General features: G+C 47.3%; 18 protein-coding genes and 5 tRNA genes. 15 read left to right on the top strand and 8 right to left on the bottom strand.

The annotated features are described in order from the left end of the window. Nucleotide 1 precedes the first annotated feature (1 nt). From kdsA to hemA, 7 genes are read right to left on the bottom strand one after another with little or no spacing between them, the layout of a single operon-like run. Complete coding sequence (gene kdsA, locus CWI73_RS00455; protein ID WP_126751048.1) at nucleotides 2-844, bottom strand: 3-deoxy-8-phosphooctulonate synthase; 843 nt, start codon at nucleotides 842-844, stop codon at nucleotides 2-4. Nucleotides 845-859: 15 nt separating this feature from the next. Beyond that, nucleotides 860-2131, bottom strand: a complete 1272-nt coding sequence (locus CWI73_RS00450; protein ID WP_126751047.1) for a DUF819 family protein — start codon at nucleotides 2129-2131, stop codon at nucleotides 860-862. 16 nt (nucleotides 2132-2147) lie between these two features. Continuing rightward, a complete protein-coding gene (locus tag CWI73_RS00445) occupies nucleotides 2148-2522 on the bottom strand; it encodes a SirB2 family protein (RefSeq protein ID WP_126751046.1) in 375 nt (124 codons plus the stop codon). Between the two features lie 22 nt (nucleotides 2523-2544). Next, nucleotides 2545-4017 carry a DUF3369 domain-containing protein gene (locus CWI73_RS00440; protein ID WP_126751045.1) on the bottom strand — a complete coding sequence of 491 codons (1473 nt, stop codon included), beginning with the start codon at nucleotides 4015-4017 and terminating at the stop codon, nucleotides 2545-2547. After that, entirely contained in the window at nucleotides 4017-4865 is an 849-nt protein-coding gene (gene prmC, locus CWI73_RS00435) for a peptide chain release factor N(5)-glutamine methyltransferase (RefSeq protein WP_126751044.1), read from the bottom strand. Before prmC ends, CWI73_RS00440 begins: the two co-directional genes overlap by 1 nt. Then, nucleotides 4862-5956 (bottom strand): peptide chain release factor 1, encoded by a 1095-nt coding sequence (gene prfA / locus CWI73_RS00430; RefSeq protein WP_380299037.1) that lies wholly within the window; start codon nucleotides 5954-5956, stop codon nucleotides 4862-4864. Before prfA ends, prmC begins: the two co-directional genes overlap by 4 nt. A 6-nt stretch (nucleotides 5957-5962) precedes the next feature. Beyond that, nucleotides 5963-7234, bottom strand: coding sequence for a glutamyl-tRNA reductase (gene hemA / locus CWI73_RS00425; RefSeq protein ID WP_126751043.1), 1272 nt, complete (start codon nucleotides 7232-7234; stop codon nucleotides 5963-5965). Between the two features lie 134 nt (nucleotides 7235-7368). On the opposite strand from hemA, the gene lolB reads away from it, so the two are divergent. The 13 genes from lolB (at nucleotide 7369) to CWI73_RS00360 (ending at nucleotide 15199) form a co-directional block, all read left to right on the top strand. Next, complete coding sequence (gene lolB, locus CWI73_RS00420; protein ID WP_126751042.1) at nucleotides 7369-8004, top strand: lipoprotein insertase outer membrane protein LolB; 636 nt, start codon at nucleotides 7369-7371, stop codon at nucleotides 8002-8004. Next, on the top strand, nucleotides 7986-8846 hold the full coding sequence (gene ispE, locus CWI73_RS00415; RefSeq protein WP_126751041.1) for a 4-(cytidine 5'-diphospho)-2-C-methyl-D-erythritol kinase: 861 nt from the start codon (nucleotides 7986-7988) through the stop codon (nucleotides 8844-8846). The genes lolB and ispE overlap by 19 nt, the downstream gene beginning before the upstream one ends. 15 nt (nucleotides 8847-8861) lie before the next feature. Next, nucleotides 8862-9809 (top strand): ribose-phosphate pyrophosphokinase, encoded by a 948-nt coding sequence (locus tag CWI73_RS00410; protein WP_053952776.1) that lies wholly within the window; start codon nucleotides 8862-8864, stop codon nucleotides 9807-9809. 142 nt (nucleotides 9810-9951) lie between these two features. Then, complete coding sequence (locus CWI73_RS00405) at nucleotides 9952-10623, top strand: 50S ribosomal protein L25/general stress protein Ctc (protein WP_126751040.1); 672 nt, start codon at nucleotides 9952-9954, stop codon at nucleotides 10621-10623. Between the two features lie 15 nt (nucleotides 10624-10638). After that, on the top strand, nucleotides 10639-11235 hold the full coding sequence (gene pth, locus CWI73_RS00400; protein WP_053952778.1) for an aminoacyl-tRNA hydrolase: 597 nt from the start codon (nucleotides 10639-10641) through the stop codon (nucleotides 11233-11235). 6 nt (nucleotides 11236-11241) lie between these two features. Further along, nucleotides 11242-12333, top strand: a complete 1092-nt coding sequence (ychF, locus tag CWI73_RS00395) for a redox-regulated ATPase YchF (RefSeq protein ID WP_126751039.1) — start codon at nucleotides 11242-11244, stop codon at nucleotides 12331-12333. A 152-nt stretch (nucleotides 12334-12485) separates the two neighbouring features. Next, nucleotides 12486-13868 (top strand): class II fumarate hydratase, encoded by a 1383-nt coding sequence (locus CWI73_RS00390; protein WP_126751038.1) that lies wholly within the window; start codon nucleotides 12486-12488, stop codon nucleotides 13866-13868. Between the two features lie 20 nt (nucleotides 13869-13888). Then, the gene (locus tag CWI73_RS00385) at nucleotides 13889-14557 is read left to right on the top strand and encodes an SDR family oxidoreductase (RefSeq protein WP_126751037.1); all 669 of its coding nucleotides are present in this window, start codon (nucleotides 13889-13891) and stop codon (nucleotides 14555-14557) included. 144 nt (nucleotides 14558-14701) lie between these two features. Then, nucleotides 14702-14778: transfer RNA gene (locus CWI73_RS00380), tRNA-Met, on the top strand. A 17-nt stretch (nucleotides 14779-14795) separates the two neighbouring features. Then, a tRNA-Leu gene (locus tag CWI73_RS00375) sits at nucleotides 14796-14880 on the top strand. Nucleotides 14881-14904: 24 nt separating this feature from the next. Then, a tRNA-Gln gene (locus CWI73_RS00370) sits at nucleotides 14905-14979 on the top strand. 44 nt (nucleotides 14980-15023) lie between these two features. Further along, a tRNA-Gln gene (locus CWI73_RS00365) sits at nucleotides 15024-15098 on the top strand. A 14-nt stretch (nucleotides 15099-15112) separates the two neighbouring features. Next, a tRNA-Leu gene (locus CWI73_RS00360) sits at nucleotides 15113-15199 on the top strand. 56 nt (nucleotides 15200-15255) lie between these two features. On the opposite strand, the gene CWI73_RS00355 is transcribed toward CWI73_RS00360, so the two are convergent. Next, entirely contained in the window at nucleotides 15256-16395 is a 1140-nt protein-coding gene (locus CWI73_RS00355; RefSeq protein WP_126751036.1) for an FAD-dependent monooxygenase, read from the bottom strand. 116 nt (nucleotides 16396-16511) lie between these two features. Here CWI73_RS00355 and CWI73_RS00350 point away from each other — a divergent pair, with 116 nt between their 5' ends. Both CWI73_RS00350 and miaB read left to right on the top strand, forming a co-directional pair. Further along, nucleotides 16512-17381 (top strand): DMT family transporter, encoded by an 870-nt coding sequence (locus tag CWI73_RS00350; RefSeq protein WP_126751035.1) that lies wholly within the window; start codon nucleotides 16512-16514, stop codon nucleotides 17379-17381. A gap of 82 nt (nucleotides 17382-17463) precedes the next feature. Further along, nucleotides 17464-18903, top strand: a complete 1440-nt coding sequence (gene miaB, locus CWI73_RS00345) for a tRNA (N6-isopentenyl adenosine(37)-C2)-methylthiotransferase MiaB (protein ID WP_126751034.1) — start codon at nucleotides 17464-17466, stop codon at nucleotides 18901-18903. Nucleotides 18904-18910: the final 7 nt, after the last annotated feature.

Below are 18910 nucleotides of genomic sequence, written 5' to 3'. Positions count from 1 at the left end.
GCTAATTAGACGTATCCAATTCGCTGAATGACTTCACTAAGTCGTCAACGGCTTTCATTTGCGTTAAGTAATCTTCTAATGCGCGTAGTGGCAGTGCGCACGGCCCGTCACACTTAGCTTCATCCGGGTTGGGGTGTGCTTCAATAAACAAACCGGCAATGCCCAAAGCCATACCTGATCGTGCAAGTTGTGCCGCTTGAGCACGACGTCCGTCAGCCGAGTCCGTGCGGCCACCGGGGCGCTGTAACGCGTGGGTCGCATCGAAAATGACCGGAGCCATGGTCTTCATTTCATCCATGCCCAGCATATCAACCACCAGGTTGTTATAACCAAAACAAGAGCCTCGCTCGCACAGCATGATATTTTGATTACCGGCTTCTGCGAACTTGCTAATAATATGCTTCATTTCATGCGGCGCTAAAAACTGAGGTTTTTTCACGTTAATCATGGCGCCCGTTTCAGCCATAGCAACAACCAGGTCTGTTTGACGCGCTAAAAACGCCGGTAGTTGAAGGATATCTACAACTTCAGACACAGGCTTAGCCTGATGAGGCTCATGCACGTCGGTTATAAGCGGCACATTGAATTGCTGCTTTACTTCCTCAAAAATGCGCAGCCCTTCTTCCAGTCCGGGACCACGAAATGAGTGCACCGATGAACGGTTAGCTTTATCAAAAGACGCTTTAAAGACGTAAGGAATGCCTAACTTATCCGTCACTTCAACGTAATGCTCGGCTATACGGAGTGCTAAATCACGCGACTCCAGTACGTTCATTCCGCCAAACAGAACGAAGGGACTGTCATTGGCTATTTCAATATCATTTAACGTTAACTTTGAAATCATGGTCATTCCTTTTAATTAACTGCCAACAACACGCAATACTTGACCCGAGAAGTACGCCATATAGGTACCGAGGGCATAGCCCATGACGGCCAGCAAGACACCAACTGGAGCCAACGAAGGGTGAAAGGCTGATGCAACCACAGGAGCCGAAGCGGCTCCTCCAACGTTAGCCTGGCTGCCAACTGCCATATAAAAAACAGGGGCGCGTAAAAGTTTAGCAACAAACAGCATTAATGACGCATGAATAATCATCCAGATAGCGCCAATAAGGAAATATTTGGGTGCTTCCACAATTTTAGTCACATCCATGTGTAGCCCAATGCTGGCTACTAGTACATAGACGAAAACCGAACCAATTTTAGAGGCCCCTGCCGCTTCCAAAGAGCGTGCTCGAGTAAAAGACAACGCGATACCACCGGCTGTTGCTAGCACGATAACCCAGAAGAACAAGCTATCTAAACTGAACTTGCTCAGCGCGGGGTAATTTGCACCAATAGCGGGGGCAATCCAGTCAGCTAACAAGTGAGCTATGCCAGCCACGCCAAAACCAATAGCTAAGATAAGCATTAGGTCTCTCAAACTAGGGTTACGAACGTGTTCCGCCTCGAACTTTTCAACTTTATGGCGAATGGCATCTATAGCCGAAGTATCTGCACCAGTGCGCTCATCAATTCTCTTAGAGTTAGCCGCCATGTATAGCAGTACAGCCATCCACAAATTAGCGACTATTATATCCACCGTCACCATGGCAGAGAAAATATCACCGCCGACTTCATACACTTCTTTCATTGCAGCCTGGTTTGCACCGCCGCCTATCCAGCTGCCGGCAATGGTTGTCATGCCGCGCCAAACAGCGTCTGGCCCTGCACCACCCAACATTTCAGGAAATATGAGCGACACCAAAAGCAGCGCAATCGGGCCGCCAATCACGATACCGAAAGTACCCGTTAAGAACAGTATTAGTGCTTTAGAGCCCAGTCCCAGAATAGCTTTTAAGTCCAAGCTTAAGGTTAGCAGCACCATACAGGCCGGCAGTAAGTAGTCCATTGTTATATCAGTTACTGCTGTCGCATTACCGTCAACAATTCCAAACGTATTGAGTAACGACGGCAGGAAGTAACAAAGTAACAGCGCAGGAACAAAGCGATAAAACTTTTTAAACGCCGGGTGGTCGCTATTATTGGTATAAAAAACGAACCCCAAAATAGCCATTAATAAGCCGACAATCACGCCGTCATTGGTAATAAGTGCGCTAGTCTCTGTTACTGCAGATTCCGGTGCTAACATACAAACTCCCTTTCAATTAGCCGGCAATTAATGGTGTTTTAGACATAGCCACATGCAATAAAAACGCTATCCAGCCGCAAGCACCAACAAAACCAACCCAGCGAGTCAAAGCTGACTGGCCTTTCATGGCGAAAATACCAAAAATAATGTAGCCAATAACACCAATGACTTTATCGGTTAACCAAGGCACTTGTATGGGATACATACCAACAGTCACCATAATGCCAATAGCACTCGCCAGTAGAAGTGTGTCGTTAACGTGAGGAACTATTTTTAGCCATTTTTTCTGTAATGCAGGAGAATCTAACAACCGCAATATGAAGCGGAATAGAAATAAAGTGATAGAAATGAAAACAAATAAGACATGCAGGTGTTTAAAAACAACGTACACAGTATAACCCCTTTATAATAAATTAAAGATTTCTAAGTTCGGGTAGTAGCTTCAGAGCCTGCTCGAGGAATTCAGGTGAGTAATAGCGGCCCTTTTCATCATCGAGTCGTGTTTTGATATCAGCGTCACTGGTCTCTTCTTTGAACCAGTCCACAAGCTGCTCGGTCAATAACAACACCTGAGTGCTTAATGCAATATCACTACCTTGCTTTCCTTCAGGGAGGCCTAAACCGTCCCAACGTTCGAGGCGCTCAATTAACGCACGATGCGCTTTTTGAGTCGCTTCGTGCTCACCATGAGTTAAGGCTCTTAATGAGCGAGCAACTCGCTGCTGACAAGTGGTTTCGTTAGCAGCAACAGCCGTCGAAGCACAATCTAACAACGGCCGAGCTTGTGCAAATAGCGACCAGGCTAAAGCCGTTGCTTCCGCCTCGTCAGCATTAACCGCTTGTGACAATCGGTAAGCTATGCGCCCTTCTCTGCTTCCATCCAGTACATTATTAAAATGATTCGCATTGTGTAGCATCAACTGATCGGCTAAGCGCGCCAAGAAGTGATCAGAGTCTTCTAAACAAACAACATTGTCCTGGGCCAGCTGCACGTTTTCCGCAAATAATTGCAGTACGTGATGGTCATCAGCTGTTAACGTACGAGAAAGGCCACCAATAAATAAAACCGAACCATGCGCTCGGCAATGGCTGCGGCAATACATCAATACAAAGTCTTCACCGTAGAACGAGCCATGATTAGCAATCACGTTTTCCAACTCCGCTAAGGCTTTTGAAGGAATAACCGACCGCAGAGTTTGCCCCACACTAACCTGAGAGTCTTCACCATGCGCGGCCAACACTTTATAAGACGTTCCTTCTTCATTGGCCGTCGCATAAAGGGTTTGCTTCGCACCGCCAATAACCCAACTTAACTGCTGAACTAAGCCATCAACAAAACTATTCATAGGCTGCAGTGCGTATAAGTTTGTTGAGGCTGAAATAATTTTTTCTAAACCATGGCGGCTTTGATCAATAGACATGATGTCTCGATATGAACGCAGTGACGACATCACTGCGGTAAAGAGCTTTTGCGCCGTTAATTCAGTCTTCGACTTGTAGTCATTGATGTCGTAATTAACGATAACGGTACGCTCAGGCGCTTGACCTGGCTGACCCGTTCGCAAAATAATGCGGGTAAAATGATTATCCGCTTTCTCGCGAATGTAACGAGCAACCTGAAGACCAGCGTCATCGGTTTCCATAACAACGTCCAGCAAAAGAATTGCTGCATCCGGATGTTCATCGATGAGTTTTTTGGCTTCCTCCCCGGAGAATGCGCTATAAAACTTAAGACCACGCCCCAGAAAGTTAAAATCATTCAACGCCAATTTAGTGACAGCATGCACTTCTGGCTCGTCATCGACAATTAGAATTTTCCAGTATTCTGTCGGTAATTTTGTATTTTGCTGGCTGGCTTCATCAGCAAACATGAACTGGTTGCTCATTACTTGTCTCTCTCCGCCGTGACGTATTGTCCACCTGATACTCGCTCTACACTAGCATAATCCTGCCAACGGTTAACCTTTTTATAACCATTTTTTGCGAGTAGCTCAATGACACTATCGGCCTGCTGCCACCCTTGTTCAAGTAGTAACCAACCACCATTAACAAGGTATGATCTTGCACTAACAACGATGTTCTTAATATCGTCTAAACCATCACCTTTGGCCACCAAGGCGCTTAACGGTTCAAACCGCACGTCACCCTGCTTAAGGTGTGGGTCAGCTTCTTCAATATAGGGTGGATTAGAGACAATCACATCGAACGTCTTGTCCGTTGGTACATTAGAAAACCAGTCGCTTTGAAAAAACTCAACGTCCAGGTCATTACGTACCGCATTGCGGGTGGCTAAAGCAACAGCCTCGCCGTTCTTATCACAGCCAAACACTTGCCAATTAGGCTTCTCTGACTTTAACGCCAAAGCAATAGCACCAGTCCCTGTACCTAAATCCAGTACTTGCGCATTTTCGGGAAGATCCAGACCCAAAACTGCCTCTACCAGGGTTTCTGTGTCCCCTCTTGGTATTAATGTACTTTCATTGGTTTCCAGCTCTAACGACCAGAACTCTTTACGCCCAGTAATATAAGCTATTGGCTTACCGCTAATCCTTTCATTAACCAAAGCTTGGAAACGTTCCCACTGCGCAGCGGTTAAAGCTTTTTCCGGCCAAGTCATTATGTAGGTTTTATTTTTGTTAAGCACAAAGCTCAATAACGCATAGACGTCAGCATTTACATCATCTCTGTGCGCTAGCTGCCGACGTGCCCACTGTTGAGCTTCTTCTATGGTCATTCTTGTCCTTCAGACAATGCCGCCAGCTGATCGGCCTGATGTTCAGTAATAATCGGATCCATAATCAAATCCAAGTCGCCCTGCAAAACTTCGTCCAGCCGATATAAGGTTAAGTTAATGCGGTGGTCAGTCACACGACTTTGCGGATAGTTATAAGTTCGAATACGCTCTGAGCGGTCACCACTACCCACTAAGTTACGGCGTGTGCTTGCTTCTTCCTGCTGACGTTTTTCGTCCTCGATTTTCTGTAATCGAGCTTGCAGAACTGACATCGCTTTGGCGCGGTTTTTATGTTGTGAACGCTCTTCCTGACATTCAACAACAACGCCTGACGGCAAGTGCGTAATACGAATGGCCGAGTCAGTTCGGTTAACGTGCTGACCACCGGCGCCCGATGCACGGAAAGTATCGACACGTAAGTCCGCCGGATTAATTTCTATGGCTTCGGCTTCCGGAATTTCTGGCAGAATAGCCACCGTACAGGCCGATGTATGGATACGGCCTTGTGACTCAGTTTCTGGTACTCGCTGCACACGATGACCACCGGACTCAAATTTCATACGGCCATAAGCGCCATCGCCATTGATTTGTGCAATCACTTCTTTATAGCCACCGTGATCACCTTCGCTGGCACTTACGACAGAGATATTCCAGCCATGTTTTTCTGCGTAGCGGCTATACATACGAAACAGGTCGCCGGCAAAAATTGAAGCTTCATCACCACCAGCGCCCGCTCGTATTTCCAGGTAGCAATTGCGATCATCGTTGGGATCTTTAGGCAACAACAAAATTTGCAGTTGCTGCTCCAGCTTAGTTTCGTTTTCTTTCGCCTGCTTTAGCTCTTCCTGGGCCATTTCCCGCATTTCCGGGTCGTCTTCTTCGGCCATGTCTCTAGCAGCGACCTGATCTTCCTGGTTTTGCTTGTATTTCTCGAAGCAGTCAACGACTTCTTCAAGTTGTGAATACTCTTTCGATAGCGCGCGAAAACGGTTCTGATCGGAAATAACGTCCGGTTCACCCAGCAGCGCCTGAACTTCCTGGTAACGCTCAAGCAAACCTTCAAGTTTTCGTTCAATGGATGGATTCAACATATTCTTTTATTTGCCTTCTAAAGGGTCAGAATCGTCGCCTGACCACAATTGCTGTAACACTGCCAACGTATACTGATCGTTATTTTCACCGGCAGATTTTAACAAATTGGTGGGTTGGTGCGTCAGTTGCTGCACCAGTTTATGACTAAATTGCTTCAGCACCTCTTCCGGTGCTTTACCTTGCTGCAGTTGAGCCAAGGCTCGCTCTAAATGAGTATCGGCGACAGCTTTCGTGTGTTGTCTGTATGACCGAACCAACTCCACACTGTTGAGCGACTGCAACCAGTCAGTAAATTCCTGCGCCTGCTGGCGGATAATTACCTGCGCTTCCTTTGCTGCCTGCTCTCTGTTTCTTATGTTTTCACTAATAATGCTTTGTAAGTCGTCAACCGTATACAAATAGGCATCATCAAGCTCATTCACTTGCTCTTCTATATCCCTGGGCACGGCTAAATCAATCAGTAGCATCGGCTTATGGCGACGTTTCTTCAATGCCTTTTCAACCGTGCCTTTACCCACTATTGGTAAGGTACTGGCAGTTGAGCTCACCACAATATCAGCGTCAGGGAGAAGTTCAGACAGTTCTGACAAACTGTGTGCGGCACCATCCACTTTCTCAGCCAGCTCTCGTGCGCGTTGCAAGGTTCTGTTAGCGACTGTTATTTCCGTCACCCCTTGCTGCTTTAAGTGTTGGGCGACAAGTTCAGAAGTATCTCCAGCCCCAATTAATAACACTTTAGACTTGGCTAAGTTCGAAAAGATATGTCGCGCCATAGACACTGCGGCGTAAGCCACTGACACAGCATTTTGCCCAACGGCGGTTTCATTACGGACAGTTTTTGCGACACGGAATGTTTGCTGAAACAAACGCTCTAAAATACCGCCGACAGCCGCCTGCCGTTTCGCTATTTGATACGCCTGTTTTACTTGCCCGAGTATTTGCGGCTCCCCAAGCACTAGCGAGTCTAAGCCACTGGCAACGGACATTAAATGACTGATAGCCTGATCATTTTTAAACAGATAATGATGATTTTGCAAAGCGTCGGGAGGTAAGCTGTGAAAACCCGTGAACCAACCGAGTAATAAATCGTCTGATACATCACCACGGCAATAAAGTTCGGTACGGTTACACGTCGAGACAATGACCGCTTCCTGCACGCCTTGTAAACCACGCACAGCTTGCAATGCGGCGTCGAGCTGCTCGGCATTGAAAGCAACTTGCTCACGCAAATCAACGGGGGCTGTTTTGTGGTTTATTCCCAGAGCTGAAATGGTCATCGGATTGTGTAACTCGTTATCTCAACGCGGTCATGATATTAAGTGGCAGTGATTGTACGTGAAAGCCCTAATCATTGAAAGTCACAGCGCTTTCTGGTCAACTAACGGTCCATCGATTACGCCAATAGAAAAATATGATTCAATACCTAACTCGATTTGCGGTTTTGCTGGCTGTGTTGCTTGCCGCAGGCTGCTCAATACCAACACCGTCACACCAGGACAGTAGCCGACAAGTCAATGTTGAGCTTGTCAAAGCACACCAAAATAAGCTGAACACGTTAAATAGCTGGTCGATGTCAGGTCGCATGGCGCTTATTCAGAAAGAGCTCGACGAGCGCGACTCATTTTATGTTAATTGGCAATATCAACCGACTTATCAGGAACTTCGCTTTTCACATCCGTTAAAAGGTCAGCTGGCGAAGCTGACCGTTAGCAACCAACAGGCAACGTTAGTAGACTCTAACGGAGCCATGCGCTCGGCGTTAAGCGCCCCTGCTCTTCTCGCGGATGTATTGCCGGTTTATATTCCTTTTGAACATCTGCATCAATGGATTGTCGGTCAAAAAACGTCACAACTGAAAAAACTCACGTATTACAACGACGGTACGCTAGCCAGTGCTTCAGTTATTCAAAATGATGAACAGTGGCGTATTCGATGGTTCTATAAGTTAGAAGCAGAAACAAAGCTCCCTCTCCCCGAGCAGGTGCACATTGAAAGCCCGACATTAAAAATAAAGGTACAAATGAACGAATGGCAGACCAGCAACTAACGCTACCAGCGCCGGCAAAACTGAACCTGTTTTTACACATAACGGGACGCAGGAATGACGGCTATCACGAACTGCAAACTGTTTTTCAATTTTTGGACTACGGCGACACCATAAGTTTTCAACCAGCGCCGGATGACCAGTTCGATTTCATAGGTAGCAAGTCTCAAATTGCCAAAGAAGACAATTTAATTTGGAAATCCTTAGTGCGGCTTCGCCAGGAGTATTCAAGTAAAGGCATTAGTCAGTTGCCAGGCGTTACCATTGAAGTTACGAAACGTTTACCTCAAGGCGCTGGCTTGGGCGGCGGCTCATCGGATGCTGCCACAACGCTCGTTGGTCTTAATTACCTATGGGGAGAACGCTTGTCGAACAAGCAGCTTCAAAAAATAGGCCTCGAGTTAGGCGCCGACGTTCCCGTATTTATCCATGGAAAGTCATGTTTCGCAGAAGGCATTGGTGAGCGGTTCACGGATGTTGAGCCGCCTACTCCCTGGTACTTGGTTGTTAAACCCAACGTCCATATTTCCACCGCCAAACTTTTTAATCACCCGGACCTAAGGCGAGACTGCAAACCGATTGAAGCCGCTGCCTGGGAACAAGGTCATCATGAAAATGTGTTCGAGCCAGTGGTCTGTGCTCTGCATCCTGAAGTTGCTAAATTACGCGATGCCTTGCTAGAATACGCACCGACTCGGCTTACTGGCAGTGGAGCATGTCTATTTTCGACGTTCGAGAGCAGACAAGCGGCAGAGGAAGCTCAAAAGCACATTCCTCAGGAACTGTGTTCATTTATTGCTCAAGGCCAGAACCGTTCACCACTATTCCAAACATTAACCCAATAAAAGTCGAGGTATGTTGTGCCTGACATGAAACTTTTCGCTGGCAACGCTACCCCCGAGCTAGCGCAGAAAATCGCCGATCGTTTATACATTAAACTGGGTGAAGCGTCTGTTGGACGTTTCAGTGATGGCGAAATCAGTGTCGCTATTAATGAAAATGTCCGCGGTTCCGATGTCTTTATTTTGCAATCCACCTGCGCACCTACCAACGATAACCTCATGGAGCTTATCGTCATGGTTGATGCACTACGCCGCGCGTCTGCAGGCCGTATTACCGCTGTAATGCCTTATTTTGGCTACGCTCGCCAGGATCGCCGCGTTCGTTCTGCTCGTGTTCCTATTACCGCGAAAGTCGTTGCTGACTTTTTATCAAGCGTTGGTGTTGACCGCGTTCTGACCGTTGACTTGCATGCTGAACAAATTCAAGGGTTCTTCGATGTGCCGGTCGATAACGTATTTGGCACACCAGTATTACTTGAGCACATGCGCCAACAGCAATTCGACAACCCAGTGGTTGTTTCTCCGGATATCGGTGGCGTTGTTCGTGCCCGCGCGTTTGCCAAGTTAATGGACGACACCGACTTAGCAATTATCGATAAGCGCCGCCCTTCTGCTAATGTTTCTCAGGTCATGCACATTATTGGGGATGTTAAAGGACGCGACTGCATTATTGTCGATGACATGATTGATACTGGCGGCACACTTTGTAAAGCAGCGGAAGCGCTTAAAAGCCATGGTGCTAAACGCGTTTTTGCTTATGCAACACACCCGGTATTTTCCGGTAACGCTGTTAAGAATATAGAAGAGTCGGCGATTGACGAACTGGTAGTTACTGACAGTATTCCACTTAGCGAAGAAATGAAGGCGACAGGAAAAGTGAGCCAACTGACACTTTCCGGCATGTTGTCTGAAGCACTTCGTCGCGTCAGTAATGAAGAGTCTATCTCTGCAATGTTTGAGTACTGATAAAGTTGTTTTTTTGAGACTTCAGTGCTAGTATTGCGCGCCCTTGGAAACCGGCCTCGTCGTCGGTTTCTGAGTATCTGGGTCAGCAGCTTGGTCGCGAGTGCTGACAAATTAAAACATTTAACAATGAGAGCCCAATATCATGGCTGAATTAGATTTCACAATTAAAGCAAGTGTCCGTGGGGACAAGGGGAAAGGTGCGAGCCGCCGCCTGCGTCATGCGGATAAAGTACCTGCCATCCTATATGGTGGTAAAGGTGAGCCAGTAGCGTTAGAAATGGATCACAACAAAGTGAACAACATGGCTGACTACGAAGCCTTCTATTCACACATTCTGACGTTAGACATCGACGGCAAAAAAGAACAGTGCATCTTAAAAGATATGCAACGTCACCCTTTCAAGCCTAAGTTGACTCACTTAGACTTCCAACGTGTTGAGAAAGGCCAGAAGCTGCACACTCACGTACCACTTCACTTCTTGAATGAAACAACGGCGAAAGGCGTTAAAGAAGAAGGTGGCGTTGTTGTTCACCACGTCAATGACGTTGAAATCCTGGTTCTTCCGAAAGACTTACCAGAGTACCTGGAAGTTGACATCGCAGAACTGAGCGTTGGTGACACTATTCACCTAACTGACTTGAACCTTCCTAAAGGTGTTGAGCTGGTTGAGTTGACTAAAGGTGAAGACCACGACCAGGCGGTTGTTTCTGTTTCAGCTCCTCGCGTAGAGAAAGAAGAAGACGAAGAAGAAACAGTAGTACCGGATGAAGTTCCTGCAGAGAAGAGCAAAGACGACGCTGCTGACGAAGAGTAAGCACTAGTCCTAGCTATGGGAACAAGCATTAAGCTGTTAGTGGGCCTGGGGAATCCAGGCCCCGAATACGAAAAAACCCGCCATAACGCGGGTTTTTGGTTAGTTGAAGACTTTTGTCGACGACACGGCGTTACATTATCCGCCGATACCAAATCAAAAGCACTAATAGGCCGTTATCAGCAAGGCGCTCACGATCTGCGCATTGTGCTACCCCAGAATTACATGAACCGCAGCGGCTTCTCTGTCGCACATATCGCCAATTTCTATAAAATTCCGCCAGAGTCGATACTCGTCGCATACGATGAACTCGACCTACCTCCTGGCATAGCGAAATTTAAAAAAGGCGGCGGTGCGGGTGGCCATAACGGCATTAAAGATATTATCGCGCAAATTGGCAGCCAGGACTTCCTGCGACTGCGAATTGGCATTGGTCATCCTGGGCACAAATCGAAAGTAACCGGTTTTGTGCTGGGTAAAGCGCCAGCAACTGAACAGCGACTCATTGATGACTGTATCGATGAAGCCAGTCGCAGTATTGACACATTAATGGAACAAGGCTGGACGGATGCGCTTCAACGCCTCCACAGCTACCGTCCTCAACAGAAAGGTTAACTCATCATGGGATTTCGGTGTGGTATTGTTGGTTTACCCAACGTCGGTAAATCCACTTTGTTCAATGCACTGACTAAAGCAGGCATTGAAGCAGCAAACTTTCCTTTTTGTACAATTGAACCTAATACCGGTGTAGTTCCGGTTCCGGATACTCGTCTGGACAAACTAGCTTCAATTGTTAACCCAGAGAAAGTACTACCAACGACCATGGAGTTCGTTGACATTGCAGGCCTGGTAAAAGGTGCCTCCAAAGGTGAAGGCTTAGGTAACCAGTTCCTGGCTAATATTCGTGAAACTGACGCTATTGGACATGTCGTCCGTTGTTTCGAAGATGACAACATTGTCCACGTTAGCGGCGGAATTAACCCTGCTGATGACATTGACACAATTAACACCGAATTGGCATTAGCCGATTTAGACTCCGTCGAAAAAGCTTTGCACCGTTTAGGCAAGAAAGCCAAAGGTGGCGACGCTCAGGCTAAGGCTGAAATTGCCGTTCTGGAAAAACTGAAGCCTGCACTGGATGAAGGCCATATGGCTCGCTCAGTAGAGTTGACGAAAGAAGACCGGGCAACCATTCGCTCATACAACTTACTGACATTGAAGCCAACTATGTACATTGCCAACGTCAATGAAGATGGCTTTGAAAATAACCCCCACCTGGACACAGTTCGCAAAATAGCGGCAACCGAGAATGCCGTTGTTGTGCCGGTTTGTGCGGCCATTGAATCAGAAATTGCTGAGCTGGACGACGCCGACAAAGAAGAGTTTCTGTCGGAGATTGGTCAGGAAGAGCCTGGACTTAACCGTGTTATTCGTTCTGGTTACGAGCTTCTGAACCTGCAAACATACTTTACGGCCGGTCCTAAAGAAGTTCGCGCATGGACGGTAAAAGTCGGTTCTACAGCGCCACAAGCCGCGGGTCGTATTCATACCGATTTTGAAAAAGGCTTTATCCGTGCTGAAGTCGTCGGCTATGACGACTACATTGAACATAACGGCGAGCAAGGTGCAAAAGACGCCGGTAAGTGGCGCCTGGAAGGTAAAGACTACATTGTTAAAGACGGTGACGTCATACACTTCCGCTTTAACGTCTAAGAATGTAATACTGCTTCAAAGCCGCTCATCTTGAGCGGCTTTTTTATTTGAAAGCACTCTATACTGCGTGATCTTCCTCTCACTCCATTCGTAATGTGTTATACCTATTAATGTTAATTACCTATAAAAACTCGCCGCAGGAGGTTTACTTTATGACTCAAGGATATCGCACTGAAAGCGACAGTATGGGTGAAGTTCAGGTTCCCGAAGACGCGCTCTACGCGGCACAGACACAGCGGGCCGTAGACAACTTCGCGATAAGCGGGCTGACAATGCCTGATGATATGATTAAAGCGGTTGCCCGTGTAAAAGCTGCCGCCGCCAAAGCAAATGCCCGGGTAGGTAGTTTAGACAAAAAACAACGAGACGCTATTGTTCAGGCTGCCGAACAAATTATAAACGGTGAGCACCAAGCCCATTTCCCTATCGACATTTTTCAAACGGGCTCGGGCACCAGCTCTAATATGAACGTCAATGAAGTTATCGCGAATTTGTGTAAAAGAAACGGCGTTGATGTTCATCCGAATGACCATGTCAACCAAAGCCAGTCGAGTAACGACGTCATACCCACATCCATTCAAGTGGCCAGCGTGTTAGCCATTGAAAAACGCTTACAGCCTGCCATTAAGCATTTAATGGAGGTTATTCGGAGTAAAGCTGTCGAGCTTCGGGACGTCGTAAAAACCGGGCGCACCCATTTGATGGATGCCATGCCTATGACGCTAGCGCAGGAGTTAGAAACGTGGGCGGGTCAGCTCAGCCACACCGCTGAACAACTGCCACAGCTGCTCCAACACAGCCGAATTCTGCCTCAGGGTGGCACAGCAATAGGCACTGGCATTAACGCACCAGAGGGGTTCGCAGAAGCCTTTGCAAAAGAACTCAGCGACTTCACCGGTACTGAATTTAAGGCATCCCCGAATCCATTTACAGGTATTGCGGGACAAGAATTGAACCTGCAGTTACACGGCCAATTGAACACCCTGGCAACGACGCTGTTAAAAATGAGCAATGACTTACGATGGATGAACAGCGGCCCCTTAGCCGGCCTGGGTGAAATTCAGTTAACGGCACTTCAACCCGGCAGCAGCATAATGCCTGGTAAAGTGAACCCGGTAATACCGGAAGCCGTGGCCATGGTGGCTGCACAAGTTAACGGCAACCACACCACTATTACAACTGCTGCTCAGCAAGGGAATTTTCAGCTAAACGTTATGCTGCCCGTTGTGGCGTATAATTTACTGCAGTCGATAGAGCTTCTGACAAACAGCTGTCATGCCTTAGCTGATAAAGCCATTAAAGACTTTGAAGTCAACGAAGAGCGCCTTAATGAAGCCTTGGCTAAGAACCCTATTTTAGTGACCGCGCTAAACCCTGTTATTGGTTATAGTAAAGCGGCTGAGATAGCGAAGAAGGCTTACCAAAACGGGCGTCCCATTATCGATGTTGCAGACGAAATGACCGATTTAGGTCGTGAGCGCCTGGAACAATTATTAGACCCTAAAAAGCTAACAGAAGGTGGCGTCAGCCAATAACTGATTAAAGGAGCAGTAGAATGAGTCAACCCCATGTCGTTATAACAGGCGCAAACAGAGGCATCGGCTTTGAGTTTGCCAAACAGTATGCCGAAAAAGGTTACAAAGTCACTGCCGTTTGCCGTAATAACTCTAAGCAGCTGACCGAATTGGACGTCGACATCATAGAAGGTGTCGATGTTACTAAAGCCTCAGACTTGTTGCGTTTAAGAGAAACATTAGGCGACAAGAAAATAGACATTTTGATCAATAACGCAGGTCTACTGCACAAAGAGGTTTTAGGTGAGCTGGACGCCGGCACCATTCGAGCACAATTCGAAGTTAATGCATTAGCGCCCTTGCGGGTAACCGAAGCATTACTCGATAACTTATCTAAAGGCAGCAAAATTGCATTGATTACCAGCCGGATGGGCTCAATTGCAGACAATGGCTCGGGCAGCCGCTATGGTTACAGAATGTCTAAAGCCGCGCTAAATGCAGCGGGCAAGTCTCTTTCTATTGATTTAAAAGATAAAGGCATTGCTGTCGCGATACTGCATCCAGGCTTCGTCCAGACCGACATGGTCAATCATGCGGGAGATATTCCGGCAGAAACGGCGGCCGAACGACTCATGCAACGAATCGACGAACTTTCAATGGAGTCGACGGGCGAGTTTTATCACAGTAATGGTGACCCTCTTCCATGGTGATTTGACGCCTTTTTAATCAAATGACTGTTTTTTTGCACAAACGCACTGCTTTATCGTATTTTTTCTCAAAAATAGGTTGACGGGTTGCGGAGCGATTTGCATAATACGCGCCGCACTCACAGAGAGCGGAAAGTTAAAAAAGTTGGCTACGTAGCTCAGCTGGTTAGAGCACAGCACTCATAATGCTGGGGTCGCAAGTTCGAATCTCGCCGTAGCCACCAACTTAACTGAGAAATGTGCGGACGTGGTGGAATTGGTAGACACGCTGGATTTAGGTTCCAGTGCCTCACGGCGTGAGAGTTCAAGTCTCTCCGTCCGCACCAACTCTCTATCAGGGTAGCTAAAATTGGGGCATAGCCAAGCGGTAAGGCAGCGGGTTTTGATCCCGCGATTCCCAGGTTCGATCCCTGGTGCCCCAGCCATTAGCTTCTTTAATTTTATTTTGTGATTGCTGTCCTTAGTTGGATGGGGCATAGCCAAGCGGTAAGGCAGCGGGTTTTGATCCCGCGATTCCCAGGTTCGATCCCTGGTGCCCCAGCCATACTAACTACTGTTGCGGTGGTGGCGGAATTGGTAGACGCGCTAGCTTCAGGTGCTAGTGTCCGAAAGGACGTGAGGGTTCAAGTCCCTCCCTCCGCACCACAACAGACAATGGCCACCTCAGGGTGTTTTTTTGTGCCCGTTTCCCCTTAGTTATTCTATTCCCCAATAGCCTGCTTTATTAAGAAATGCTTCAGTATCGGGGCGCTGGCGGCATTCAAAGAGACGTCAGCCAATAGACGAGCTATCGGATTACTGCTGCGCCAGCTTATTTGAAGTGCATCCATTAAACGCATCATTTTAGCGTTTTCAAATTTTCTTTGTTTTTCGTATCCGTTAAGCGCCTGAGTCACTGGCTTATTAGGTAATTCGTTGAGCAAGCACTGAATATCGGCGAACCCCAGGTTAACGCCCTGCCCCGCCATAGGATGAATACTATGAGCAGAGTCTCCGAGTAACGCAACGCAACCGTATGAACAATAGTTTAATGCATGCTTACGCTGCAACGGAAAGCTCGCGGCCTTTATCAACTGAAATGCTCCTAAATGTGGCTCAAACACCTGTGATAAATGGGTTTGCAGTGCGGTTTTATCATGCTGAAGCGAACGAATATCCGCTCTTTTATCATAGTCAATAAGGCAGGCTTTACTGTCAGACAGTGGCAGTAATGCGTAAGGTCCCTGTGGTCTGAAAACCTCCCAAGTCTCGGAAGCGACAGGCTGTTCAAGCTCAACATTAGCCAGCAAACAACGTTGATCATAATCCCAGCCACGATACGCAGTGTGGGTCAACTGAGCTATAATGGAGTTCGCACCGTCACATCCCAGCAATACGTCGAAGCTACTCCGCTCGCCGTTAGTGAACTCGACGGTTCTGTCATGAGGATTCAAGGAATTAATACGCTTCTCTGTCACGAGTTCGACACTTTCGTAGTCTCGCAAACACTGCCAAAGCGCTGCCTGCAAAGCGTTATTTTCTACCATCACCCCCAGTGACGCCTGGTCGACTTCACTGGCATCAAATGTCAGGCTTTTTCCTGACTGAGTAGTTACCGTTAACCGCTGGTAGTCTCTTACTTTGCTGTGAGCGATGACCTCATGAACCCCCAGTGAGCGTAACCACTGCCAGTTGGATAAGTTTACGGACGAAATTCTGAGATCCCAATCATCGGTTTGACCCTCGAGCTTTGGTGGATGACTTTCAAATAATTTGACGTAAGCCCCGGCTTTAGCAAGTGCCAGCGCTGACGCAGCACCGACCATTCCACCGCCATTTATGACAACCGTTAAATCTCGCATAGAACCTGAATTGTCTGTAAGTATAAGTTCTCTATAAATAACACATTTTTAGTGTTTTTTCCGTTATCATGGGCAGATTCAGCGGTAGAAACATCACATTTTTTAAGAGCACACGAATGCCAACAACAGAGACCTCTCAAAAAGCCGTTATTCTCGCCTCGTTTTTAATTTTAAGCGCTGAAGCGAGCTTTGCCGGTGTGAGTGCTCTGGTAAAATTCATCAGCCAGGATCAGCCTTTCGAACAACTGGTGTTTTTTCGAAACTTAACGGCGTTTTTAGTGTTACTGCCATGGCTTTGGCGAAAAGGTGCCAGCTCTTTAAAAACAACACGACTCGGCTTGCACTTAGTCAGAGCGGCTGCCGGCATCACTGCGATGTATCTCTTCTTTTATGCCATTGCCACCATACCGCTTGCTCAAGCCACATTGGTACTACTGTTATCGCCATTTCTAATTCCCGTTATTGGCTGGCTTTGGTTAAAGGATTATGTCGCCCGTCAAACCTGGCTGGCTATTGCCCTTGGTTTTGTTGGCGTGTTTATTTTCCTAGACCCAATGAACAGTGAGCTGTCTCCGGTCATTGCTGTGGCATTTTTAGCAGCGGCTTTAGCCGCATTTACTAAGACCGTAATACGTCGTATGTCCAGCACAGAATCGGCCAGCAAAATTGTGTTTTACTTTTCGGCATTAGCCACAATTGCGTCAGGCATTCCTTTACTTTGGTTATGGGAGCCTATTCCGAGCCATCATTGGTTTGGTGTTTTAGCGATGGGTTTACTGGCCGTATACGGTCAGTTAGCTATGACCAAAGCCTTTTCAATTGCCCCTCCGGCAAAAGTCGGCGTATTTACTTACAGCTCTGTTATTTTCGCCGCACTACTGGGCTTTTGGCTGTTTAATGAAGCACTTGCCTGGCACATGTTATGGGGCGCTCTCATCATATTTGTGGCGGGTTATTTTGCAATACGATCGCGTCGTAAAAGCTAGCAAATTCGTGTTTGGCAATTTGCCCCAATAAACGATAAAATACGCGGTCTTAATTCTAGAACCTATCAACCATCGAGTAGTCATGAGCAAGAAGTTATATATCAAAACATGGGGTTGTCAGATGAACGAGTACGATTCAGCGAAAATGGCTGACTTACTCAAATCGACGCACGGGTACGATGTGGCAGAAGAAGCAGAAGACGCTGATCTGATCTTACTGAATACCTGCTCCATTCGCGAAAAAGCTCAGGAAAAGGTTTTCCATCAGCTGGGGCGTTGGAAAAACCTTAAACAGAAAAAGCCAGACTTACTCATTGGCGTAGGCGGCTGCGTGGCTTCGCAAGAAGGCGATGAAATACGTTCTCGCGCGCCTTTCGTCGATATTATATTCGGGCCGCAGACGCTGCACCGTTTGCCAGAAATGGTTAACCAAGTCAGCGAAACCCATGCGCCTATGGTTGATGTGTCTTTCCCTGAAATTGAAAAATTCGACCGTTTACCGGAGCCCAAAGCAGACGGCGCTAGTGCGTTCGTATCTATTATGGAAGGTTGCAGCAAATACTGTTCGTTCTGCGTGGTTCCTTATACTCGTGGTGAAGAAGTCAGCCGCCCTGTTGACGATGTTATTTATGAAATTGCTCAGCTGGCAGATCAAGGCGTACGCGAAGTTAATTTGCTTGGTCAAAACGTAAATGCCTACTTAGGTGAGCACTTTGACGGCACTCAATGTCGCTTTGCTGAGTTACTTCACCTGGTTGCAGCCATTGATGGTATAGACCGTATTCGTTACACCACGTCGCATCCGGTTGAGTTTACTGACGACATTATTGAAGCGTACACAACTATCCCTGAGCTGGTGAGTCACCTGCACTTACCGGTGCAAAGCGGCTCAGACCGAGTACTAACAATGATGAAACGCGGCCATACTGCGCTTGAATACAAATCCAAAATGCGTGCATTAAAGAAAGCACGTCCAGATATTGCCCTGTCATCTGACTTTATCATTGGCTTTCCGGGCGAGTCCGATGCCGACTTTCAGGCAACGATGGATTTGATCCAGGCGGTTGATTTTGACATGAGTTTCAGCTTTATTTATAGCGCACGTCCGGGCACTCCGGCTGCAGACTTACCTGACGATGTTTCAGAAGAAACGAAAAAGCAGCGCTTGCAAATTTTACAGCAGCGACTGAACCAACAGTCTATGGCGCACGCGCGACGTATGTTGGACACCGAGCAGAGAATTCTGGTCACCGGACCATCGAAGAAAAACCCGATGGAACTGTCAGGTAGAACGGAAAATAACCGGGTTGTAAACTTTGTTGGGCAACCCCATATGATAGGTCAGTTCGTTGATGTTCGTATTACGGAAGTGTTACCGAACAGTCTTCGCGGCGACCTTATCCGTGAAGAACAAGACATGGGGCTGCGTGTCGACACCGCCCCAGAAACAATTTTACAAAGAGGCAAAGTCAACGAACCTGACGAATTGGGTGTTGTAAAAATGCCTCCACAAGCGAGTTAAAGAGGAA

The organism is Idiomarina piscisalsi, assembly GCF_003987095.1.
Lineage (GTDB): Bacteria > Pseudomonadota > Gammaproteobacteria > Enterobacterales > Alteromonadaceae > Idiomarina > Idiomarina piscisalsi.
This window is presented reverse-complemented; position numbering and strand designations above follow the sequence as displayed.

Coding starts and splice junctions, on each gene's coding strand:
- prmC (WP_126751044.1), bottom strand. CDS start 4,865: ATGACCATAGAAGAAGCTCAACAGTGGGCACGTCGGCAGCTAGCGCAC.
- ychF (WP_126751039.1), top strand. CDS start 11,242: ATGGGATTTCGGTGTGGTATTGTTGGTTTACCCAACGTCGGTAAATCC.
- CWI73_RS00440 (WP_126751045.1), bottom strand. CDS start 4,017: ATGAGCAACCAGTTCATGTTTGCTGATGAAGCCAGCCAGCAAAATACA.
- CWI73_RS00390 (WP_126751038.1), top strand. CDS start 12,486: ATGACTCAAGGATATCGCACTGAAAGCGACAGTATGGGTGAAGTTCAG.
- CWI73_RS00450 (WP_126751047.1), bottom strand. CDS start 2,131: ATGTTAGCACCGGAATCTGCAGTAACAGAGACTAGCGCACTTATTACC.
- pth (WP_053952778.1), top strand. CDS start 10,639: ATGGGAACAAGCATTAAGCTGTTAGTGGGCCTGGGGAATCCAGGCCCC.
- hemA (WP_126751043.1), bottom strand. CDS start 7,234: ATGACCATTTCAGCTCTGGGAATAAACCACAAAACAGCCCCCGTTGAT.
- CWI73_RS00355 (WP_126751036.1), bottom strand. CDS start 16,395: ATGCGAGATTTAACGGTTGTCATAAATGGCGGTGGAATGGTCGGTGCT.
- lolB (WP_126751042.1), top strand. CDS start 7,369: ATGATTCAATACCTAACTCGATTTGCGGTTTTGCTGGCTGTGTTGCTT.
- miaB (WP_126751034.1), top strand. CDS start 17,464: ATGAGCAAGAAGTTATATATCAAAACATGGGGTTGTCAGATGAACGAG.
- CWI73_RS00385 (WP_126751037.1), top strand. CDS start 13,889: ATGAGTCAACCCCATGTCGTTATAACAGGCGCAAACAGAGGCATCGGC.
- prfA (WP_380299037.1), bottom strand. CDS start 5,956: ATGTTGAATCCATCCATTGAACGAAAACTTGAAGGTTTGCTTGAGCGT.
- CWI73_RS00405 (WP_126751040.1), top strand. CDS start 9,952: ATGGCTGAATTAGATTTCACAATTAAAGCAAGTGTCCGTGGGGACAAG.
- CWI73_RS00350 (WP_126751035.1), top strand. CDS start 16,512: ATGCCAACAACAGAGACCTCTCAAAAAGCCGTTATTCTCGCCTCGTTT.
- ispE (WP_126751041.1), top strand. CDS start 7,986: ATGGCAGACCAGCAACTAACGCTACCAGCGCCGGCAAAACTGAACCTG.
- kdsA (WP_126751048.1), bottom strand. CDS start 844: ATGATTTCAAAGTTAACGTTAAATGATATTGAAATAGCCAATGACAGT.